Origin of the sequence: Pseudomonas knackmussii B13, from assembly GCF_000689415.1 — a bacterium.
GTDB lineage: Bacteria > Pseudomonadota > Gammaproteobacteria > Pseudomonadales > Pseudomonadaceae > Pseudomonas > Pseudomonas knackmussii.
Map to the genome: position 1 here is coordinate 1598151 of NZ_HG322950.1, position 17819 is coordinate 1615969.

Here is a 17819-nt window from a genome sequence, read left to right on the forward strand (position 1 = left end):
GCTCGTCCCTTGAGTTCGCCTCATACCCACGATCACGGCCACGCGCACGATCACGAACATGATCATGATCATGACCACGGCCATCACCACCACGACCACGACCATGACGAAGCCGCTCCCTTCCCCTGGCGTCGCACGGGTCTGGCCGCATTGCTGGTACTGTTCGCTGCCGCCACCGCCTGCCTGGTGCAGGTGCGTTCCGGCGAAGCCACGGTGATCACCCGCTTCGGAAACCCCGCGCGGGTGCTGTTGCAGCCGGGCCTGGCCTGGCGCCTGCCGATTCCGTTCGAGGCGGCCATTCCGGTGGACCTGCGCCTGCGCAGCACGTCGAGCGGGCTGCAGGACGTCGGCACCCGCGACGGCCTGCGCATCATCGTCCAGGCCTACGTCGCCTGGCAGGTGCAGCCCGACTCGGCCAGCGTGCAGCGCTTCATGCGCGCGGTGCAGAACCAGCCGGACGAGGCTGCGCGGCAGATCCGCACCTTCGTCGGCTCGGCGCTGGAAACCACCGCCAGCGGCTTCGACCTGGCGGAGCTGGTGAACACCGACGGCAGCAAGGTGCGCATCGCCGACTTCGAGCAACGCCTGCGCGAGCAGATCGACAAGCAATTGCTGGACACCTATGGCGTGCGCGTCCTGCAGGTCGGCGTCGAGCGCCTGACCCTGCCGTCGGTGACCCTCGGCGCGACCGTCGACCGCATGCGCGCCGAGCGCGAGACCATCGCCACCGAACGTACCGCCGAGGGCAAGCGCAAGGCGGCCGAAATCCGCTCCGCCGCCGAACGCGACGCGCGCATCACGCTGGCCGATGCAACCGTGAAGGCCGCCGACATCGAGGCGCAGTCGCGGGTCGAGGCGGCGCAGATCTACGCCAAGGCCTATGCCGGCTCCCCCGAGCTCTACAACCTGCTGCGCTCGCTCGACACCCTGGGCACCATCGTCAATTCCGGCACCCGCCTGGTGCTGCGTACCGACGCCGCGCCGTTCCGCGTGCTGGTCGACGGCCCGCCGCAACTGCCGGCGGCGAAGGCGGGCGGGCAACATGAGTGAGCGCGAGCAGGGCGGCAGCCCCTGGCTGCAGGCCGGGCGCCTGGCGTTCGTCGCCCTCTATGGCGTGACCCTCCTGGCGGCGCTCGGCTGGGCGCTGTCCAACGTCCGCGAGGTCGGTCCGGACAGCCGCGCCGTGGTGCTGCGCATGGGCGCGCTGAACCGCATCCAGAACCCCGGGCTGCTGCTGGCCTGGCCGCGCCCCTTCGAGCAGGTGGTGATGCTGCCTTCGGCCGAGCGGGTGATCGAGCGTCGGGTCGAGACCCTGCTGCGCTCGGTCCAGGCGCAGAAGGCCGATCTCGACGTCAGCCTCTCGAACGACGCCACCGCCGGTTCCGGATACCTGCTGACGGGCGACGCCGGCGTGGTTCAGCTGGATGTGCGGGTGTTCTACAAGGTCACCGATCCCTACGCCTTCGTGCTGCAAGGCGAGCACGTGCTGCCAGCGCTGGACCGCCTGGTCGAGCGCAGTGCGGTGGCCGTGTGCGCCGCGCGTGACCTCGACACCATCCTGGTCGCCCGCCCCGAACTGGTCGGCAGCGACAGCCATGTGGCGGAGCGCCGCGAGCGCCTGCGCGGTGACCTGCAACAGGGCATCAACCAGAATCTGGCGGCGTTGGCCGCGACCGGCAATGGACTGGGCGTGCAGATCGAGCGGGTCGACGTGCAGTCCTCGCTGCCACGCGAAGCGGTTAGCGCCTTCAATGCAGTGCTGACCGCCAGCCAGCTCGCCGAGCAGAACGTCGCCGCTGCGCAGAACGACGCAGCGCGGCAGACCCAGACGGCGACCCAGTCGGCCGACCGCACCCTGCAGGTCGCCCATGCCCAGGCCGGCGAGCGCCTGGCCAAGGCGCGTACCGACACCGCGACCATCGCCAGCCTGGCCGGCAGCCAGGACCCGGGCCTGCTGCAGCGGCTGTACCGTGAGCGCCTGCCGGCAATCCTCGGCAAGGCCGGGGCGGTGACTACGGTCGATCCGCGCGACGCCGGCCACCTGATCCTTCCGGGGCCCAAGCCGTGAGCGGCGGCTGTGAAGCAATGAGCGGACACTGTCATGCGGACGCGCTAGGCTCGCAAAGGACCCCGGCGGCCCATCGCCAGCATTTCCCGACGACTCAGAAAAGGCAGGACACCCCATGATCGCTGCAGGACTACAGCACTTCCTCAAGGCCCGCGGATGGGCGACGCCGCTGCGCGGTGCGCTGGCCCTGGCGGCCATGCTTCTGCTCTTCACCGGCACCGCCGAGGCCGGGCGTGACCTGCCCGCGGGCATGCTGGTTGGCGTGGTCGACAGCGCCAGCTTCCCGGTGATCACCCTCAAGAGGCCCAAACCCAGCCTGGTCAAGCAAGTGGTTAGCCTGGGCTTCTACGAGAAGACCGTCAGCTACCCGGTGGCGGTTTCCGTGCGCATCCGCAACGAGAACAACCTGTTCGTCGTCAACGGCCTGATGCCGCAGCTGAAGGGCAAGTTCGTCGGCCTGAAGAACGGCATCAACGGCGAGGTCAACCAGATCTGGGTGATGACCGAGGCCGAGGCCGCCGACTACGTGAAGCGTCCGGGCACCCGTTTCCCGCCGCAGGCAACCATCCTCAAGGACGGCAGCACTGCGTCCAGTGAATGATCGATAGATGAGCGCACACCACCATCACCACCACGGCCATCACCACCATCATGGCCACCTCACCGGCGGCATGCTCAGCCAGGACGAGCAACGGGTCGCCGCGCGCCAACTGAGCCTGGCCATGGTCGCCCTTGGCCTGCTGCTGCTCGGCCTGCTCTGGCGCTGGTTCGCGCCGCAGCAGGAGGGCGTGGCGCAGATGCTCCTGGGCGTCGCCTCGCTGCTGGTGGCGGTGCCGGTGCTGCGTTCGGCCTGGTCGAGCCTGCGCCATCCGAGCCTGCACGGCATCACCGACCAACTGATCGCACTGGCCATGCTTGGCGCCTGGGCCACCGGCGATCTGCTCACCGCGGCGCTGCTGCCGATCATCATGATCTTCGGCCACGTCCTCGAAGAGCGCAGCGTGATCGGCTCGCAAGAGGCCATCGAGGCCCTCGGCCGGCTGACCCGTAGCCTGGCGCGGCGCATCCGTGCCGACGGCAGCGTGGAGGAAGTGGACAACGCCGAGCTGCGCGCCGGCGACCAGGTGGAAGTGCGCGCCGGTGACCGCGTGCCGGCCGACGGCCGCGTGCTCGAAGGCCAGGCCAGCCTGGACACCGCGCCCATCACCGGTGAGTCGGTGCCGCTGGAGGCGCGCGCCGGCATGGAGGTCTACGGTGGCGCGATCAACCTCGACGGCCTGCTGCGCATCGAAGTGACCCGCACCGGCGAGGCCTCGACCCTCGGCAAGGTGATCGCCCTGATGCAGCGCGCCGAGCGCTCCAAGCCGCCGATCACCCGCCTGCTGGAGCGCTACGCCGGGCGCTACATGGTGCTGGTGCTGCTGATCGCCGCGGTCACCTGGTTCATCACCAACGACCCGCAGGCGATGCTCGCCGTGCTGGTCGCCGCCTGTCCCTGTGCCCTGGTGCTGTCGGCGCCGGCCACGGCCATCGCCGGCATCGCCGTAGCTGCGCGACACGGCATCCTTATCCGCAGTTCGGCCTTCCTCGAGGAACTGGCCGACCTGACCTCGCTGGTGGTCGACAAGACCGGCACCCTGACCCACGGCAGCCTGCGCCTGCAGGCCCTCGACGGCGAACCCGGCGAAGACCCGCAGGCCCTGCGCCAATTGGCCGCCAGCCTCGGCGCGGCGAGCAGCCACCCGGTCAGCCGTGCGCTGGCCGCGCTTGTGCCGCACGACGCCTACCACCCGCTGCAGGACATCCGCGAGCGCCAGGGCCTGGGCGTGATCGCCCATACGCCGCACGGCGAGGCGGCGCTCGGTCGTCCCGAACTCTTCGCCCAACTGGGCATCGCCACGCCGCCCGTGCCTGCTCATGACGGCCCGATCGCCGGCCTGGCCCTGGATGGTCGATTCCGCGCCTGGCTGCGCCTGGCCGACAGCCTGCGCGCCGAAGCGCCGCAAGCCATGGCGGATCTGCGCGAACTGGGCCTGGGCCGCCAGCTGCTGCTCACCGGCGACCGGCAGAGCGTGGCTGATGCCGTGGCCAGCGAGGTCGGCATCGCCGAGGTCAGCGCCCAGGCGCTGCCGGAAGACAAGCTGCGCCGGGTGAGCGACGAAATCCGCAAGGGCTTTCGCCCGTTGGTGGTCGGCGACGGCATCAACGATTCGCTGGCGCTCAAGGCCGGCGTGGTCGGCGTGGCCATGGGTGCCGGCGGCGCCGATATCGCCCTGGCATCGGCCGACGTGGTGCTGATCGGCAGCGACCTGCGCCGCCTGGGCACCTGCGTGCGCCTGAGCCGCCAGTGCCGACGCACCCTGCAGGTCAACGTGCTGATCGGCCTGGGCTGGACCCTGGCGATAGTCGCGGCCGCCGCCTTCGGGCTGCTGGGCGCCGCCGGGGCGATGATCGCCGCCGTGCTGCACAACCTCAGCACCTTGCTGGTGCTGGGCAATGCCGGGCGCCTGCTGCGCTTCGATGAAAGCCTTGGCCAGCCGCGTCCGCCGCTGCCGTTGGGCGAGACGGCCAGCGCCTGAGAGAGCGGGCAGGGCGCCTATCGGGTATGATAGGCGCCATTTTTCGTTACCCATCGGTTCACCCCCATGACTTCGCAACAGCCGCCGCGCGACGACAGCGCAGAAACCAAGGCCCCGCTGTCCCTCGCCGAACTGGCCAAGGCCGCCCTCGCCGCGCAGAAGGAAGCCGCCTCCGGCTACCAGCACCGCAAGGCCCACGACAAGGACGTGCGTCGTCCGCCGGCGCCGCGCGGTTCGCGCCGCTCGATGGGCAAGCGCTGAGCCGACCTGCGGTCGGGAGCGTTGGGCGCTGGGACTTGTCGAAACAGGTCCTGAATTTCCTGATCGGCCGGCCGGGCTTCCCTGTCGGCCTTCTCTTGAAGGAGCGGTGATGAGAGCACTTCCCCTGCTGCTGGGCGTCGGCCTGTTGGCCCTGGCCGGCTGCAAGACCTTCGGCGGCCACTACGAGCTCGACGCGGTGGACGCCAACGGCCACAAGCTGAACAAGAAGCCCTTCCTGGCCCAGGGCAGCGGCATCTATACCGTGCGCAACACCCTCTGCTCCAGCTACCCCAAGGCGACGGTGATCATCCGCGACGTCGATGCCGACCAGGAGCTGGCCGGCGAAAGCCCCCATCACTGCAAGTGACCATGAAACGACTGCTGCTGATCGGCGTGGGCGCCGGCGACCCCGAGCAACTGACCATCCAGGCGGTCAAGGCGCTGAATCGCGCCGACGTCTTCTTCCTGCTCGACAAGGGCAGCAGCAAGACCAAGCTGCTCGACCTGCGCCGCGAGATCTGCGAACGCTACGTCGAGAACCGGGACTTCCGCGTGGTCGAGGCCGAGCTGCCGGAGCGCGAGCGCGGCGTGGCCGATTACGCCGGCAGCGTGGTCGACCTCAACGCAGCCAAGCAGGCTCTGTTCGAGCAATTGATCGACGAGCATGTCGCCGAAGGCGAGTGCGGCGCCTTCCTGGTCTGGGGCGACCCGGCGCTGTATGACAGCAGCATCCGCATCCTCGACGCCATCCTCGCCAGCGGCCGGCTGAGCTTCGACTACGAAGTGATTCCCGGCATCACCAGCGTGCAGGCTTTGGCGGCGCGGCATCGCATCGCGCTGAACCACATCGGCGGTGCGGTGCAGATCACCACCGGCCGCCGCCTCGCCCGTGAAGGCATGCCGGCGGGCGTGCAGGACGTGGTGGTGATGCTCGACGCCCAGGACAGCTACACCGGCCTGCGCGGCCAGGACCTGGAGATCTTCTGGGGTGCCTATGTCGGCACGCCGGACGAGCTGCTCATCGCCGGTCGCCTGGACGAAGTCGCCGAGCGTATCCGCGAGACTCGCCTGGCGGCCCGCGAAGCCAATGGCTGGATCATGGATACCTATCTGCTGCGCAAGGCCGAAGACTAAGGCCAGACCGTAACCGCACGGCTCGGCATTCCCTTGTAGGAGCGGATTTATCCGCGATTCGCGCGCATGGCGCGCTCCTACAGGTTGGAATCGGCGCGGGGATTTTCGCGGATGAATCCGCTCCTACAATTCTTCGTCATCCTCGCGAACCGCACGACACGAATGCCGACCCTGTAGGGCAATGAAATGGACTCCTCCCTCCTACGGCGTCAAGCGCCAGACTGATGGTGTAGCCACAAGTCCCGGAGGGGGAGTCAGTATGAACATTAGTCGCGTTGGTCTGGATCTGGCAAAGCAGGTATTTCAGGTGCACGGCGTCGATAGCCACGAGCGCGTGGTGTGCCGGCGGCAGCTCAAGCGGGCGCAGATGCTGGATTTCTTTCGCCAGCTGGCACCCTGCCTGGTGGCGATGGAGGCCTGCGGCAGTGCGCACTATTGGGCGCGAGAGCTGCAGGGGCTGGGGCACGAGGTCCGCTTGATTGCACCGCAGTTCGTCAAACCTTACGTCAAGGGTGACAAACACGATGCCCACGATGCCGAAGCGATCTGCGAGGCGGCCAGCCGTCCGAGCATGCGCTTTGTGCCGGTGAAGAGTGCGCAGCAGCAGGCCGGGCAGTCCGTGCATCGCATTCGCAGCCGCCTGGTCCGGGCCCGTACGGCACTGTGCAACGAAATTCGCGGCTTGCTCGGCGAATTTGGCCTGATCGCCAGCCGACGCGGGCGCGCGGCGACGGTCGAACTGCTCGAGACGGTCACCGCTGCCGAGCCGGTGCCCTTGCCGGCGCCGATGGGCGAGTTGTTGAGCGGCTTGAAAGAGGAGTTGCAGGCGCTGGATGCCCGCATCGAGCGACTGGAGCGAGTGATCAAGCGCAGTGCGCGCGAGGATGCGCGCATCCAGCGCCTGCTGGCCGTGGAAGGCATCGGCCCGCTCACCGCCAGCGCGGTGGTGGCAGCGGTCGGCGATGCCCGGCAATTCCGCACGGCGCGTCAGTTCGCCGCCTGGCTGGGCCTGGTGCCACGGCAACACTCCACGGGCGGGCAACAGCGCCTGGGCGGGATCACCAAGCGTGGCGATACCTACCTGCGCACCTTGTTCACCCATGGCTCCCGCTCGGTCGTACGCTGTTGCGCCAACAAGACCGATGCTCGCAGTCGCTGGCTGCAAGGCCTGTTGCAACGATGCAATGCCAACGCCGTCGCCGTTGCCCTGGCCAACAAGAATGCCCGGATCGTCTGGGCCCTGCTCAGTCGGGAAACCACCTACCAACCCGCCTGAGCGTTACCGGCAACACCGCTGTAGAAACGCTCCACCACGATTGCACAGTGAATGGCATTGATGACGAACCGGTCGAACCGGCCTGTATGAAACCTGGGTTATCCGCGGGCTCCCTGCTGCCGTGAAGCAAAGCCGTTAGGGCGATCAGACATACAGGCGCGCATTTCATCAGGGCTCGGGAGCTGCCACACCGCTCCATGAAGCCGGATATACGGACGCAGTCGCACCTAGGCTCGAAATCTCCGCCAAACACTGGCAAGCCGGGAGGAGTCCATATACGAATAACCCCGAAGGGGTTATCCGCCGTTTCGTGTTGGGCTGCGGCGCATAACCGCGAACGGTTATGCGTCCTACGGGTGGATCTGTGTGCGAGTTCTCGCGGATGAATCCGCTCCTACGAAAAGCCTGGGCGCTGCGGATCAGCGCTCGAGCTTCTGCATCTGCCCCTGCTGCAACGTCCAGCTCACCACCTCCGCGGCAAGGCGGTCGCTGGCCTGGCCGAAGGCTGTGACCACTTCCGCGACCTGGGTTCCGCTGCTTGGCTGGCGTGCTTCGAAACGGCGGCTGGCGACGATGCGCTGGGTTGCGGTTTGCACCAGGCGGGCTTCCAGCACCACGACCGCTGCCACTTGCTGGCCCTGGTATTCGCTCTGGAAGGCGCGCAGGTCGCCGTCCAGTTCGAGGTCGGCTTGCAGGGTGACGGCGTCGCTGCTCAATGCCGAGATGCGGCCGTCGGCGCGGAAGGCGTCGAGCAGGCGGTCGCGCAGCAGTTTCGGGGCGGTGTCGCTCCAGCGTGCGCCCTGGTAGACGCTTAGCAGGTCGCCCTTGGGCAGTACCGCGATGCGGTTGCTGTCCAGCACCTGGCTGGCATTGGGCGCATCCACCCGCAGCGACCAGCTCACCGGCGGCGTGGCGCGTGCCGGTTGCTGTTTGACCGGCAGCAGGTAGGCGTCCGGGGTTTCCGCCTTGGGCAGGATCGAGCAGGCGCCGATCAGGGCGGCGAGTGCGCAGGTGCCGAGCAGGCGCAGGGGCGCGGTCATGGCTGGAACTCCTTGGTGCGGTGGCCGCCGAGCAGGTAGTCGGTGGGATTTTCTTCCAGCCGCCGGGTTACCCCGCGCAGGCTTTCCAGGGTGGTGCGCAGCTCGCGCAGCGCCGGGCCGACTTCGCCGAGGCCGTTCAGGCCGTTGTTGACTGCGCCTTCATTGCGCTCCAGCAGGCGGTCGATGCGCTCGCTGCTGCTTTGCAGCGCCGCGACTGTCTTGCGGGTGTCGGCGAGGATGTCCTTGCCCTGGCTGTCGAGCAGCTGGTTGGCATTGCCGAGCAACTGGTTGGCGTTGGCCAGGGTCTGGCGCATCTGTCCGCTGGACGCGGCCAGTTCCTTGACGATCTGGCGGATGTCGTCGCGCTGCTCGGCGATGGTCGCGGTGGCCTGGTCGATGTGGTCCAGGGTGCGGCTGACGCGGTCGGCGTTCTCCTGGGAGAACATTCGGTTCACGCTGGTGATCAGGTTGCTGATGTTGGTGGCGATGTCCTCGCCGTTGGCCAGCAGCTTGCTGAGCGGTGAGGGAATCGTCTTGATCACCGGGATCTTGCCGTTCTCGCCCACCAGCGGCGGGCTCTCCGGCGAGCCGCTGCTGAGCTGGATTATCGCAGTGCCGGTGACACCGGTTATGGCGAGCTTGGCGCGGGTGTCCTGGCGGACCGGGGTGCTGTCGAACACGCGGATGCGTGCCAGCACCTTGCGCGGGTCCTGCGGGTCGAGGCGCAGGCTGACCACGTCGCCGACCTTGATGCCGCTGTACTGCACGGTGCCGCCCTGGGACAGGCCGGTCACCGCCTCGGTGAAGATCACGTCGTAGAAGTTGTAGGCCTGGTCGCTGCTGGACTTGGCCAGCCACAGGCCGAAGAGCAGCCCGCCGGCCGCCACCAGCACGGTGAACAGGCCGATCAGCACGTGATGGGCGCGGGTTTCCATTAGTTTTCCTCCGTAAGGCGCTGCGTCGCCTGCTGCGCAGCGCGGCCACGCGGGCCATGGAAATAGTCCTGGATCCAGGCATCGTCGGTGGCTGCCACCTCGTCCAGGGTGCCGATCACCAGCACTCGCTTCTGCGACAGCACCGCGACCCGGTCGCAGATGGTGTAGAGGGTGTCGAGGTCGTGGGTGACCAGGAACACACTGAGGCCGAAGGCGTCGCGCAGGGTCAGGATCAGTTGGTCGAAGGCCGCCGCGCCTATCGGGTCGAGGCCGGCGGTGGGTTCATCGAGGAACAGGATGTCCGGGTCCAGCGCCAGGGCGCGGGCAAGGGCGGCGCGCTTGACCATGCCGCCGGACAGCTCGGCCGGATACTTGTCGCCGGCATCCGGCGGCAGACCCGCGAGGGAAATCTTCACCTTGGCCAGGTACTGCGCGGCCTCGCGCGACAGGCCGGCGTGCTCGATCAGCGGCAGGCAGACGTTCTCCGCGACGGTCAGCGAGGAGAACAGCGCGCCGTTCTGGAACAGCACGCCGAAGCGCCGCTCCAGCGGCGAGCGCTGTTCGGCGGAAAGCGCCAGCAGGTTCTGGCCGAACACCCGCACCTCGCCCTCCTGTGGCCGGCGCAGGCCGACGATGCTGCGCAGCAGAACAGACTTGCCGGTGCCCGAGCCGCCGACCACGCCGAGGATCTCGCCACGGCGCACGTCGAGGTCGAGGTGCTCGTGCACTGCGTGGTCGCCGAAGCGGTTGCACAGGTCGCGGACCTGGATGATGGGTTCGTCCGTGTTCACCAGCCCATCTCCATGAAGAACAGCGCGGCCACCGCGTCGAGCAGGATCACCACGAAGATCGACTGCACCACCGCCGAGGTGGTGTGCTCGCCCACCGATTGCGCGCTGCCGCTGACGCGGAAGCCTTCCAGGCAGCCGATCACGGCGATCAGGAAGGCGAAGATCGGCGCCTTGACCATGCCGACCAGGAAGTGCTGCAAGGATATGTCGTTCTGCAGGGTGACGATGAACAGCCGCGGCGAAATGTCCAGGGCCAGCGCGCAGACCACGCCGCCGCCGGCGATGCCGGCGAGCATGGCGAGGAAAGTCAGCATGGGCAGCACCAGCAGCAGGGCGAGCACCCGTGGCAGCACCAGCAGCTCCATGGGGTCGAGGCCGAGGGCGCGGATGGCGTCGATTTCCTGGTTCGACTTCATCGAGCCGATCTGCGCGGTGAAGGCGCTGGCGGTGCGCCCTGCGAGCAGGATGGCGGTGAGCAGCACGCCGAATTCGCGCAGGAAGGAGAAGCCGACCAGGTCGACGGTGTAGATGGCCGCGCCGAACTTGTTCAGCACCGTGGCGCCGAGGAAGGCCACCACGGCGCCGACCATGAAGGTCAGCAGCGCCACGATCGGCACCGCGTCCAGGCCAGTCTGCTCCATGTGCGCGGCCAGGGAGGTGGGGCGCCAGCGGCGCGGGTTGAGCATGCAGCGCAGCAGGCTCTCGAGGGTGAGACCGATGAAGCCGAGCACGCCGACCAGGTCGCTGCGGAAGGCGAGCATGGCGCGGCCGATGCGTTCCAGCAGATCGATCAGGGCGTTGCCCGGGGGCGGCGTGCGCTCTTCCAGCCGGCATTGCCCGATGGAGGTGCCGACCGCGCGGAGCAGGGCGCGGCGCTCGGCCGGCACGTTGGCGGCCAGTTCGTCCAGGTGTTGCAGGCCGGTGCTGCCCAGCAGGTCGGCGAGCAGACTGGCGCCGGCGGTGTCGAGCGCGCCGAGGCCGTCGAGATCGCAATGCGCGGCTTGGCGGTGCTGGGCGTCGAGGCCGGCTATCTGCTTCTGCAGGTCGGCGAAGTGGGCGAGTGTCCAGTCGCCGCTGATGCGCAGCAGGGGCGGGGAGGCGGAGGTGTCCAGGCGCAGCTGGCTGGTCTGAGTGGTTTCGGTCATGCCGGCGAGTCTAGCGGAGATAACCGCCGCCTTCATTGCACGCAAGGCGCAAGACAAATGAGCCGTGCGGCGATGGACATCCTTCCAGCTGCAATCCGTCCGGCAGCGCGGGCGCCGTCGGCCGCCGCTCTCGAAGGCCTGGCTGGCGTCGATTGACCGGCCACCCCGCCAGCCTCTAAGCTGCGCGCCTGCTACAGGTGCCTTCAGATCCGTCTGAAGGTGAAACAGGGAAGCCGGTGACACCGACTCGAATCGGTCATTCCGGCGCTGCCCCCGCAACGGTAGGCGAGTCAGACGATCGCAATGGCCACTGTGCTCCGGCATGGGAAGGCGCGATCGGGGAAGTCCATACGGACCTCCACTCGCGAGCCCGGAGACCGGCCCGTAGCGCAGACGACGTGCAGGAAGCCGTCGGCCGCGTGCCTTCCTGACCGCGATCCGACCGCCCCGACGTCCTCAAGGTTTTGTACCGCGCGGGTGAGAGCGGTGGAGCGATCAGGCAGATGAGCATTTCTCTTGCAGCCACGGCCCCAGGCCGCGCGGCTGTCGTCCGTCGTCATCCTGCGGTCATTGCCGCCGCGTCCTTCATCCCGCCCCTTCAGCCCCGGCGCACGAGCGTCGCGAGCACGGCCGCCCGTGGCCAGGAGAATCCCCGATGAGCGAATCCGTGGAAAAGGACGAGCGCCACCGCGCACGCATGCAGCGCAAGAAAGCGGTGATCGACGAAATGATCGCCCAGGCGCAGGACGAGCGCGGCGTGCTGCTGGTGCTCACCGGCAACGGCAAGGGCAAGAGCAGCTCGGCCTTCGGCATGCTCGCCCGCGCCCTCGGCCACGGTATGCAGGCTGGCGTGGTGCAGTTCATCAAGGGCGCCGCCACTACCGGTGAAGAAGCCTTCTTCCGTCGCTTCCCCGAGCAGGTGCGCTATCACGTGATGGGCGAGGGCTTCACCTGGGAAACCCAGGACCGCCAGCGCGACATCGAGAAGGCCCGGCAGGCCTGGGATGTTGCGCGCGAACTGCTGGCCGACCCGGCCGTAGGTCTGATCGTCTTCGACGAACTGAACATCGCCCTCAAGCACGGCTACCTGGAGTTGGAGACGGTGCTCGCGGATATCGCCGCGCGCCCCGCGCACCAGCATGTGATCGTCACCGGCCGCGCCGCGCAGCCGGGGATGATCGAGGCCGCCGACACCGTCACCGAGATGGGCCTGGTCAAGCACGCCTTCAAGGCCGGGATCAAGGCGCAGAAAGGGGTGGAGTTCTGATGCCGCAGGCGCGCCAGTGCCCGGCGCTGCTGATCGCTGCGCCGGCCTCCGGGCAGGGCAAGACCACCGTCACCGCCGCCCTGGCCCGCCTGCACGCGCGCCAGGGGCGCAAGGTGCGGGTGTTCAAGGTCGGCCCGGACTTCCTCGACCCGATGATCCTCGCCCGCGCCAGTGGTGCGCAGGTCTACCAGCTCGATCTGTGGATGGTTGGCGAGGCGCAGAGCCGACGGCTGCTCTGGGAAGCGGCGGGAGAGGCCGACCTGATCCTCATCGAGGGGGTGATGGGCCTGTTCGACGGCACGCCGTCCGCCGCTGACCTCGCGCGCACCTTCGATGTGCCGGTGCTCGGTGTGATCAATGGCCAGGCCATGGCGCAGACCTTCGGCGCCCTCGCCGTGGGCCTCGCCACCTACCAGCCGGGCCTGCCGTTCTCCGGCGTGCTCGGCAACCGTGTCGGCAGCCAGCGCCACAGCGACCTGCTGCGCGAAAGCCTGCCGGATTGGATTCGCTGGTACGGCGCGCTGCCGCGCAGTGCCGATCTGGAATTGCCCAGCCGCCACCTCGGCCTGGTGCAGGCTGACGAGCTGGCAGACCTCGACGCACGCCTGGACGCCGCCGCCGATGCGCTGGCCGCCAGCAGCGCGGTAGACCTGCCACCGCCGGTGGCCTTCGCCGCGCCGGATGAGCCCGGTCTGTCGCAGCCGCTGGCTGGCGTGCGCATTGGCGTCGCGCGCGACTCGGCCTTCGCCTTCCTCTACCAGGCCAACCTCGACCTGTTGCGCGAGCTGGGTGCCGAGCTGGAGTTCTTCTCGCCGTTGCACGATGAACATCTGCCGGAGGTGGACAGCCTCTACCTGCCCGGTGGCTACCCCGAGCTGCACCTGCCGCAGCTGGAGAACAACCGTGCCATGGCCCAGGCCATCCGCGCCCATCACACCGACGGCAAGCCCTTGCTCGCCGAGTGCGGCGGCATGCTCTACCTGCTCGACCACCTGACCGATGCCAATGGCCTGTGCGGCCAGTTGCTCGGCCTGCTGCCCGGTCGCGCCACGCTGCAAAAAAGGCTGGCCGCCCTGGCGTTGCAGGAAGTCGAACTGCCGGAGGGGCCGCTGCGCGGTCACACCTTCCACCATTCGCTGCTGGATACCGAGGTGGAGCCTGCCTTGCGCGGCACTTGCCCGAACGCCAAGCCGGTGGCCGAGGCGGTGTTCCGCCTGGGCCGGCTGACCGCTTCGTACATCCACTTCTACCTGCCGTCCAACCCGGCGGCGGCCGCCGCGATCTTCCGCCCATGAGCGAACACGCCTACAGCGCCGAAGAGCGCGCCGCCCTCTACCGGACCATCGCCGAGCGCCGCGACATGCGTCACTTCAGCGGTGGCGAGGTCGCGCCCGAATTGCTGGCGCGCCTGCTCGAAGCGGCGCACCAGGCGCCGAGCGTCGGCCTGATGCAACCCTGGCGCTTCATTCGCATCCCCCGTCCCGAGCTGCGCGAGGCCATTCATGGCCTGGTGGAGGAGGAGCGGGTGAAGACTGCCGAAGCGCTGGGCGAGCGTTCCGACGACTTCATGAAGCTCAAGGTCGAGGGCGTCCGCGACTGCGCCGAACTGCTGGTGGCGGCGCTGATGGATGGCCGCGAGGCCCATGTCTTCGGCCGCCGCACCCTGCCGCAGATGGACCTGGCCTCGCTGTCCTGTGCCATCCAGAACCTCTGGCTGGCGGCGCGCGCCGAAGGGCTGGGGATGGGCTGGGTGTCGTTGTTCGATCCCGCCGCTTTGGGCGAACTGCTCGGTCTGCCGGAAGGCAGCGAGGCGGTTGCGGTGCTTTGCCTGGGGCCGGTACGCGAGTTCTACCCGGCGCCGATGCTCGCCCTGGAAGGCTGGCGCCAGCCGCGCCCGCTGGCGGATTTGTTGTACGAGAACCACTGGGGAGAACACCCATGAGCCTGGCCCTTTTGAGCGTATTGGGCGTGTCCCTGGACAGCCTGCTGGGCGAGCCGAAGCGCTGGCACCCGCTGGTCGCCTTCGGTCGTTTCGCCAATCGCCTGGAACGCCGTTTCAACGGCCCGCGCGATGGGCTCGCAGCAGACGCGCCCGGCCTTGGCTGGCGCAGCCATGGCGTCACCGCCTGGGCGCTTGCCGTGCTGCCTCTGACGCTGATCGTCTGGATGCTCACCTTCATTCCGCACCTCGGCTGGCTGGTCGAGGCCGTTGCCTTGTATGCCGCCATCGGCCTGCGCAGCCTGGGCGAGCACGCCGAGCCGGTGGCACGGGCGCTGCGCCAGGGCGATCTGCCCGAGGCGCGCCTGCGTGTGGGCTATATGGTCAGCCGCGAAACCGCCGAGTTGGATGCCAGCGCGGTGGCCAAGGCAGCGACCGAGTCCGTGCTGGAGAACGGCAGCGATGCGGTCTTCGCTGCGCTGTTCTGGTTCGCGGTGGCCGGTGCGCCGGGCGTGGTGCTCTATCGCCTGAGCAATACCCTCGACGCCATGTGGGGCTACCGCAACCCGCGCTTCGAGCGCTTCGGCTGGGCGGCGGCGAAGATCGACGATGTCCTCAATTTCATTCCGGCGCGACTGGTGGCGCTGACCTACGCACTGCTTGGCAACACCCGCCTGGCCCTGCGCAGCTGGCGCGAACAGGCGCCGCAATGGGACAGCCCCAACGCCGGCCCGGTGATGGCTGCCGGAGCCGGTGCGCTCGGCGTGCAGCTGGGCGGCAATGCCGTCTACCACGGCGAACTGCACGAGCGTCCGCAGCTGGGCGCCGGCTCCGCGCCGGGCGCTGGTGACATCTGGCGCGCGCTGGCGCTGGTGCGCCAGGGCGTGCTGCTCTGGCTGCTGGCGATCCTCGGCGCGGGAGTGCTGCTGCATGCTTGAGCACGGCGGACGCCTGCGCGCGGCGGCGCAGCGCTACGGCATCGAGCTGCGCGACTGGCTCGACCTGTCCACCGGCATCGCGCCCTGGCCCTGGCCGCTGCCGGCGATTCCTTCGAGCCTCTGGCAACGACTGCCGGAAGACGACGATGGGCTGGAGCAGGCTGCGCGCGACTACTACCAATGCGACTCGCTGTTGCCGCTCTCCGGCAGCCAGGCGGCGATCCAGGCCTTGCCGCGCCTGCGTGCGGCGGGGCGAATCGGCGTGCTCGCGCCTTGCTATGCCGAGCACGCGGCAGCCTGGCAGCGTCACGGTCACGAAGTTATCGAGCTCGCCGACGAGCAGGTGGACGGGCTGATCGACCAGCTCGACGTGCTGCTGCTGGTCAACCCGAACAACCCCACGGGCCGCCGCCTCGACGCCGAGCGCCTGCTGGATTGGCATGCCCGCCTGCGGGCGCGCGGCGGCTGGCTAGTCGTCGACGAAGCCTTCATGGACTGCACCCCGCAGCACAGCCTGCTGCCGCGGGCCGGCGGCGAGCCGGGGCTGATCGTGCTGCGTTCGCTGGGCAAGTTCTTCGGCCTGGCCGGTGCGCGGCTGGGCTTCGCTTTCGCCGAAGCCGTGTTGCTGGATCAACTGGCCGAGCTGCTCGGTCCCTGGACCGTCAGCGGGCCGACCCGCTGGGTGGCGCGCGCGGCGCTGGCCGATGTCGGTACCCAGCAAACCCGGCGTGGTGAATTGGGCGAAGCTGGCGTGCGCCTGGCCGGGTTGCTGCGTGGGCACGGCCTGGCTGCGCAGGGCACGGCGCTGTTCCAGTGGCTCGCTTATCCACAAGCCGCCGAGCTGCATGAACACCTGGCGCGTCGAGGCATTCTCGTCCGCCTTTTCGATACGCCGCCGAGCCTGCGCTTCGGCCTGCCGCCGGACGAAGCCGGCTGGGCGCGCCTGGACCAGGCCCTCGGTGAATGGAGACCCGCATGACCACCCTGATGGTGCAAGGCACCACCTCCGATGCCGGCAAGAGCACCCTGGTGACCGCGCTGTGCCGCTGGCTGCAGCGCCAGGGCGTGGCGGTGGGCGCCGTTCAAGCCGCAGAACATGGCGCTCAACAGCGCGGTGACCGCCGATGGCGGCGAGATCGGCCGCGCCCAGGCGGTGCAGGCCCAGGCCTGCCGGCTGGCGCCGCACACCGACATGAACCCGGTGCTGCTCAAGCCAAACAGCGACATAGGCGCGCAGATCATCATCCACGGCCGCGCGGTGACCAGCATGGATGCCGCCGCCTACCACGACTACAAGCGTGTCGCGATGCAGGCTGTGCTGGAGTCGCACCAGCGCCTGAGCGGCGCCTACGACGTGGTGATGGTGGAAGGCGCGGGCTCGCCGGCGGAGATCAACCTGCGCGCCAACGATATCGCCAACATGGGCTTCGCCGAGGCGGTGGACTGCCCGGTGATCCTCGTCGCCGACATCGACCGCGGTGGTGTCTTCGCCCATCTGGTCGGCACCCTGGAGCTGCTCTCCGACAGCGAGCGGGCGCGGGTGAAGGGCTTCGTCATCAACCGCTTCCGTGGCGATATCGCGCTGCTGCAGCCAGGGCTCGACTGGCTGGAAGAGCGCACCGGCATCCCGGTGCTGGGCGTGCTGCCGTACCTGATGGACTTCCACCTGGAAGCCGAGGACGCCATCGACACCCGCCAGGCCGCGAAGGACGGCGAGCGCCTGAAGGTGGTGGTGCCGGTGCTGCCGCGCATCAGCAACCACACCGACTTCGATCCGCTGCGCCTGCACCCGCAAGTGGAGCTGACGTTTGTCGGCCCCGGCCAGAAGATGCCGGCCGCCGACCTGATCATCCTGCCCGGCTCGAAGAGCGTGCGCGCCGACCTGGCCTTCCTCCGCGCCCAGGGCTGGGACGCCGCCATCGAGCGGCACCTGCGCTACGGCGGCAAGTTGCTGGGCATCTGCGGCGGGCTGCAGATGCTCGGGCGAACGCTGGCCGATCCGCACGGCCTCGAAGGCGCGGCGGGGGAGAGCGCCGGCCTCGGCTGGCTCGATCTGCACACCGTGCTGGAGCCGGAGAAACAGTTGCGCAACGTGCGTGGCCGACTGGCGCTGGAAGATGCCGAAGTGGGCGGCTACGAGATTCACGCTGGCGTCACTTCGGGGACTGCGCTGGAGCGTCCGGCCGTGCGGCTCGACGATGGGCGCTGCGATGGCGCCCTGAGTGCCGATGGCCAGGTGATGGGCACCTACCTGCATGGCCTGTTCGAGTCCTCCGCAGCCTGCGCCGCGCTGCTGCGCTGGGCGGGCCTGGGTGAAGTGGCCGAGATGGATTACCACGCGCTGCGCGAACGCGACATCGAGCGCCTGGCCGATCAGGTCGAGGCGCAATTGGATAGCGAGAAGCTGAGGCATCTATGCGGCCTGTGATCGCTTTTCGTAGGAGCG

The 17819-nt window shown here is 68.7% G+C and carries 17 protein-coding genes, 1 pseudogene and 1 riboswitch; of the genes and pseudogenes, 14 read left to right on the forward strand and 4 right to left on the reverse strand.

The window, feature by feature from the left end; genetic code table 11:
• Positions 1–9 precede the first annotated feature (9 nt).
• From hflC to PKB_RS07710, 8 genes are all read left to right on the forward strand, one after another.
• Entirely contained in the window at positions 10–1050 is a 1041-nt protein-coding gene (hflC, locus tag PKB_RS07675; RefSeq protein WP_043250485.1) for a protease modulator HflC, read from the forward strand.
• Positions 1043–2068 (forward strand): protease modulator HflK, encoded by a 1026-nt coding sequence (gene hflK / locus PKB_RS07680; RefSeq protein ID WP_043250488.1) that lies wholly within the window; start codon positions 1043–1045, stop codon positions 2066–2068. Before hflC ends, hflK begins: the two co-directional genes overlap by 8 nt.
• Before the next feature lie 115 nt (positions 2069–2183).
• On the forward strand, positions 2184–2669 hold the full coding sequence (locus PKB_RS07685) for a hypothetical protein (protein ID WP_236658360.1): 486 nt from the start codon (positions 2184–2186) through the stop codon (positions 2667–2669).
• Positions 2670–2676: 7 nt separating this feature from the next.
• Entirely contained in the window at positions 2677–4647 is a 1971-nt protein-coding gene (locus PKB_RS07690; RefSeq protein ID WP_043250491.1) for a cation-translocating P-type ATPase, read from the forward strand.
• Positions 4648–4713: 66 nt separating this feature from the next.
• On the forward strand, positions 4714–4908 hold the full coding sequence (locus tag PKB_RS07695) for a hypothetical protein (protein WP_043250493.1): 195 nt from the start codon (positions 4714–4716) through the stop codon (positions 4906–4908).
• 109 nt (positions 4909–5017) lie between these two features.
• The gene (locus PKB_RS07700; protein ID WP_043250495.1) at positions 5018–5275 is read left to right on the forward strand and encodes a hypothetical protein; all 258 of its coding nucleotides are present in this window, start codon (positions 5018–5020) and stop codon (positions 5273–5275) included.
• 2 nt (positions 5276–5277) lie between these two features.
• The gene (cobF, locus tag PKB_RS07705) at positions 5278–6042 is read left to right on the forward strand and encodes a precorrin-6A synthase (deacetylating) (protein WP_043257041.1); all 765 of its coding nucleotides are present in this window, start codon (positions 5278–5280) and stop codon (positions 6040–6042) included.
• A gap of 259 nt (positions 6043–6301) precedes the next feature.
• Entirely contained in the window at positions 6302–7318 is a 1017-nt protein-coding gene (locus PKB_RS07710) for an IS110 family RNA-guided transposase (RefSeq protein ID WP_043250497.1), read from the forward strand.
• Between the two features lie 419 nt (positions 7319–7737).
• On the opposite strand, the gene PKB_RS07715 is transcribed toward PKB_RS07710, so the two are convergent.
• Genes PKB_RS07715 through PKB_RS07730 form a run of 4 tightly spaced genes read right to left on the reverse strand, consistent with a single transcriptional unit; the run spans position 7738 to position 11229 of the window.
• Positions 7738–8358, reverse strand: coding sequence for an ABC-type transport auxiliary lipoprotein family protein (locus PKB_RS07715; RefSeq protein ID WP_043250499.1), 621 nt, complete (start codon positions 8356–8358; stop codon positions 7738–7740).
• Positions 8355–9293, reverse strand: a complete 939-nt coding sequence (locus tag PKB_RS07720; protein WP_043250500.1) for an MlaD family protein — start codon at positions 9291–9293, stop codon at positions 8355–8357. Before PKB_RS07720 ends, PKB_RS07715 begins: the two co-directional genes overlap by 4 nt.
• Positions 9293–10084, reverse strand: a complete 792-nt coding sequence (locus tag PKB_RS07725; RefSeq protein ID WP_043250502.1) for an ABC transporter ATP-binding protein — start codon at positions 10082–10084, stop codon at positions 9293–9295. The genes PKB_RS07720 and PKB_RS07725 overlap by 1 nt, the downstream gene beginning before the upstream one ends.
• The gene (locus tag PKB_RS07730) at positions 10081–11229 is read right to left on the reverse strand and encodes an ABC transporter permease (RefSeq protein ID WP_043250504.1); all 1149 of its coding nucleotides are present in this window, start codon (positions 11227–11229) and stop codon (positions 10081–10083) included. Before PKB_RS07730 ends, PKB_RS07725 begins: the two co-directional genes overlap by 4 nt.
• Positions 11230–11407: 178 nt before the next feature.
• A riboswitch (cobalamin riboswitch) is annotated at positions 11408–11629 on the forward strand.
• A 255-nt stretch (positions 11630–11884) separates the two neighbouring features.
• On the opposite strand from PKB_RS07730, the gene cobO reads away from it, so the two are divergent.
• The 6 genes and pseudogenes from cobO to PKB_RS07760 all read left to right on the forward strand — a co-directional run bounded on the left by cobO (position 11885) and on the right by PKB_RS07760 (position 17801).
• On the forward strand, positions 11885–12496 hold the full coding sequence (cobO, locus tag PKB_RS07735; RefSeq protein WP_043250506.1) for a cob(I)yrinic acid a,c-diamide adenosyltransferase: 612 nt from the start codon (positions 11885–11887) through the stop codon (positions 12494–12496).
• Positions 12496–13791 carry a cobyrinic acid a,c-diamide synthase CobB gene (locus PKB_RS07740; protein ID WP_043250508.1) on the forward strand — a complete coding sequence of 432 codons (1296 nt, stop codon included), beginning with the start codon at positions 12496–12498 and terminating at the stop codon, positions 13789–13791. Before cobO ends, PKB_RS07740 begins: the two co-directional genes overlap by 1 nt.
• The gene (bluB, locus tag PKB_RS07745) at positions 13788–14438 is read left to right on the forward strand and encodes a 5,6-dimethylbenzimidazole synthase (RefSeq protein WP_043250510.1); all 651 of its coding nucleotides are present in this window, start codon (positions 13788–13790) and stop codon (positions 14436–14438) included. The genes PKB_RS07740 and bluB overlap by 4 nt, the downstream gene beginning before the upstream one ends.
• Positions 14435–15373: an adenosylcobinamide-phosphate synthase CbiB gene (gene cbiB, locus PKB_RS07750; protein ID WP_043250513.1), complete on the forward strand. Its 939-nt coding sequence runs from the start codon at positions 14435–14437 to the stop codon at positions 15371–15373. The genes bluB and cbiB overlap by 4 nt, the downstream gene beginning before the upstream one ends.
• Positions 15366–16352, forward strand: coding sequence for a threonine-phosphate decarboxylase CobD (cobD, locus tag PKB_RS07755; RefSeq protein ID WP_043250515.1), 987 nt, complete (start codon positions 15366–15368; stop codon positions 16350–16352). Before cbiB ends, cobD begins: the two co-directional genes overlap by 8 nt.
• Positions 16337–17801 (forward strand): annotated as a pseudogene (locus tag PKB_RS07760) (cobyric acid synthase). Before cobD ends, PKB_RS07760 begins: the two are co-directional and overlap by 16 nt.
• The last annotated feature ends 18 nt before the right edge of the window (positions 17802–17819 follow it).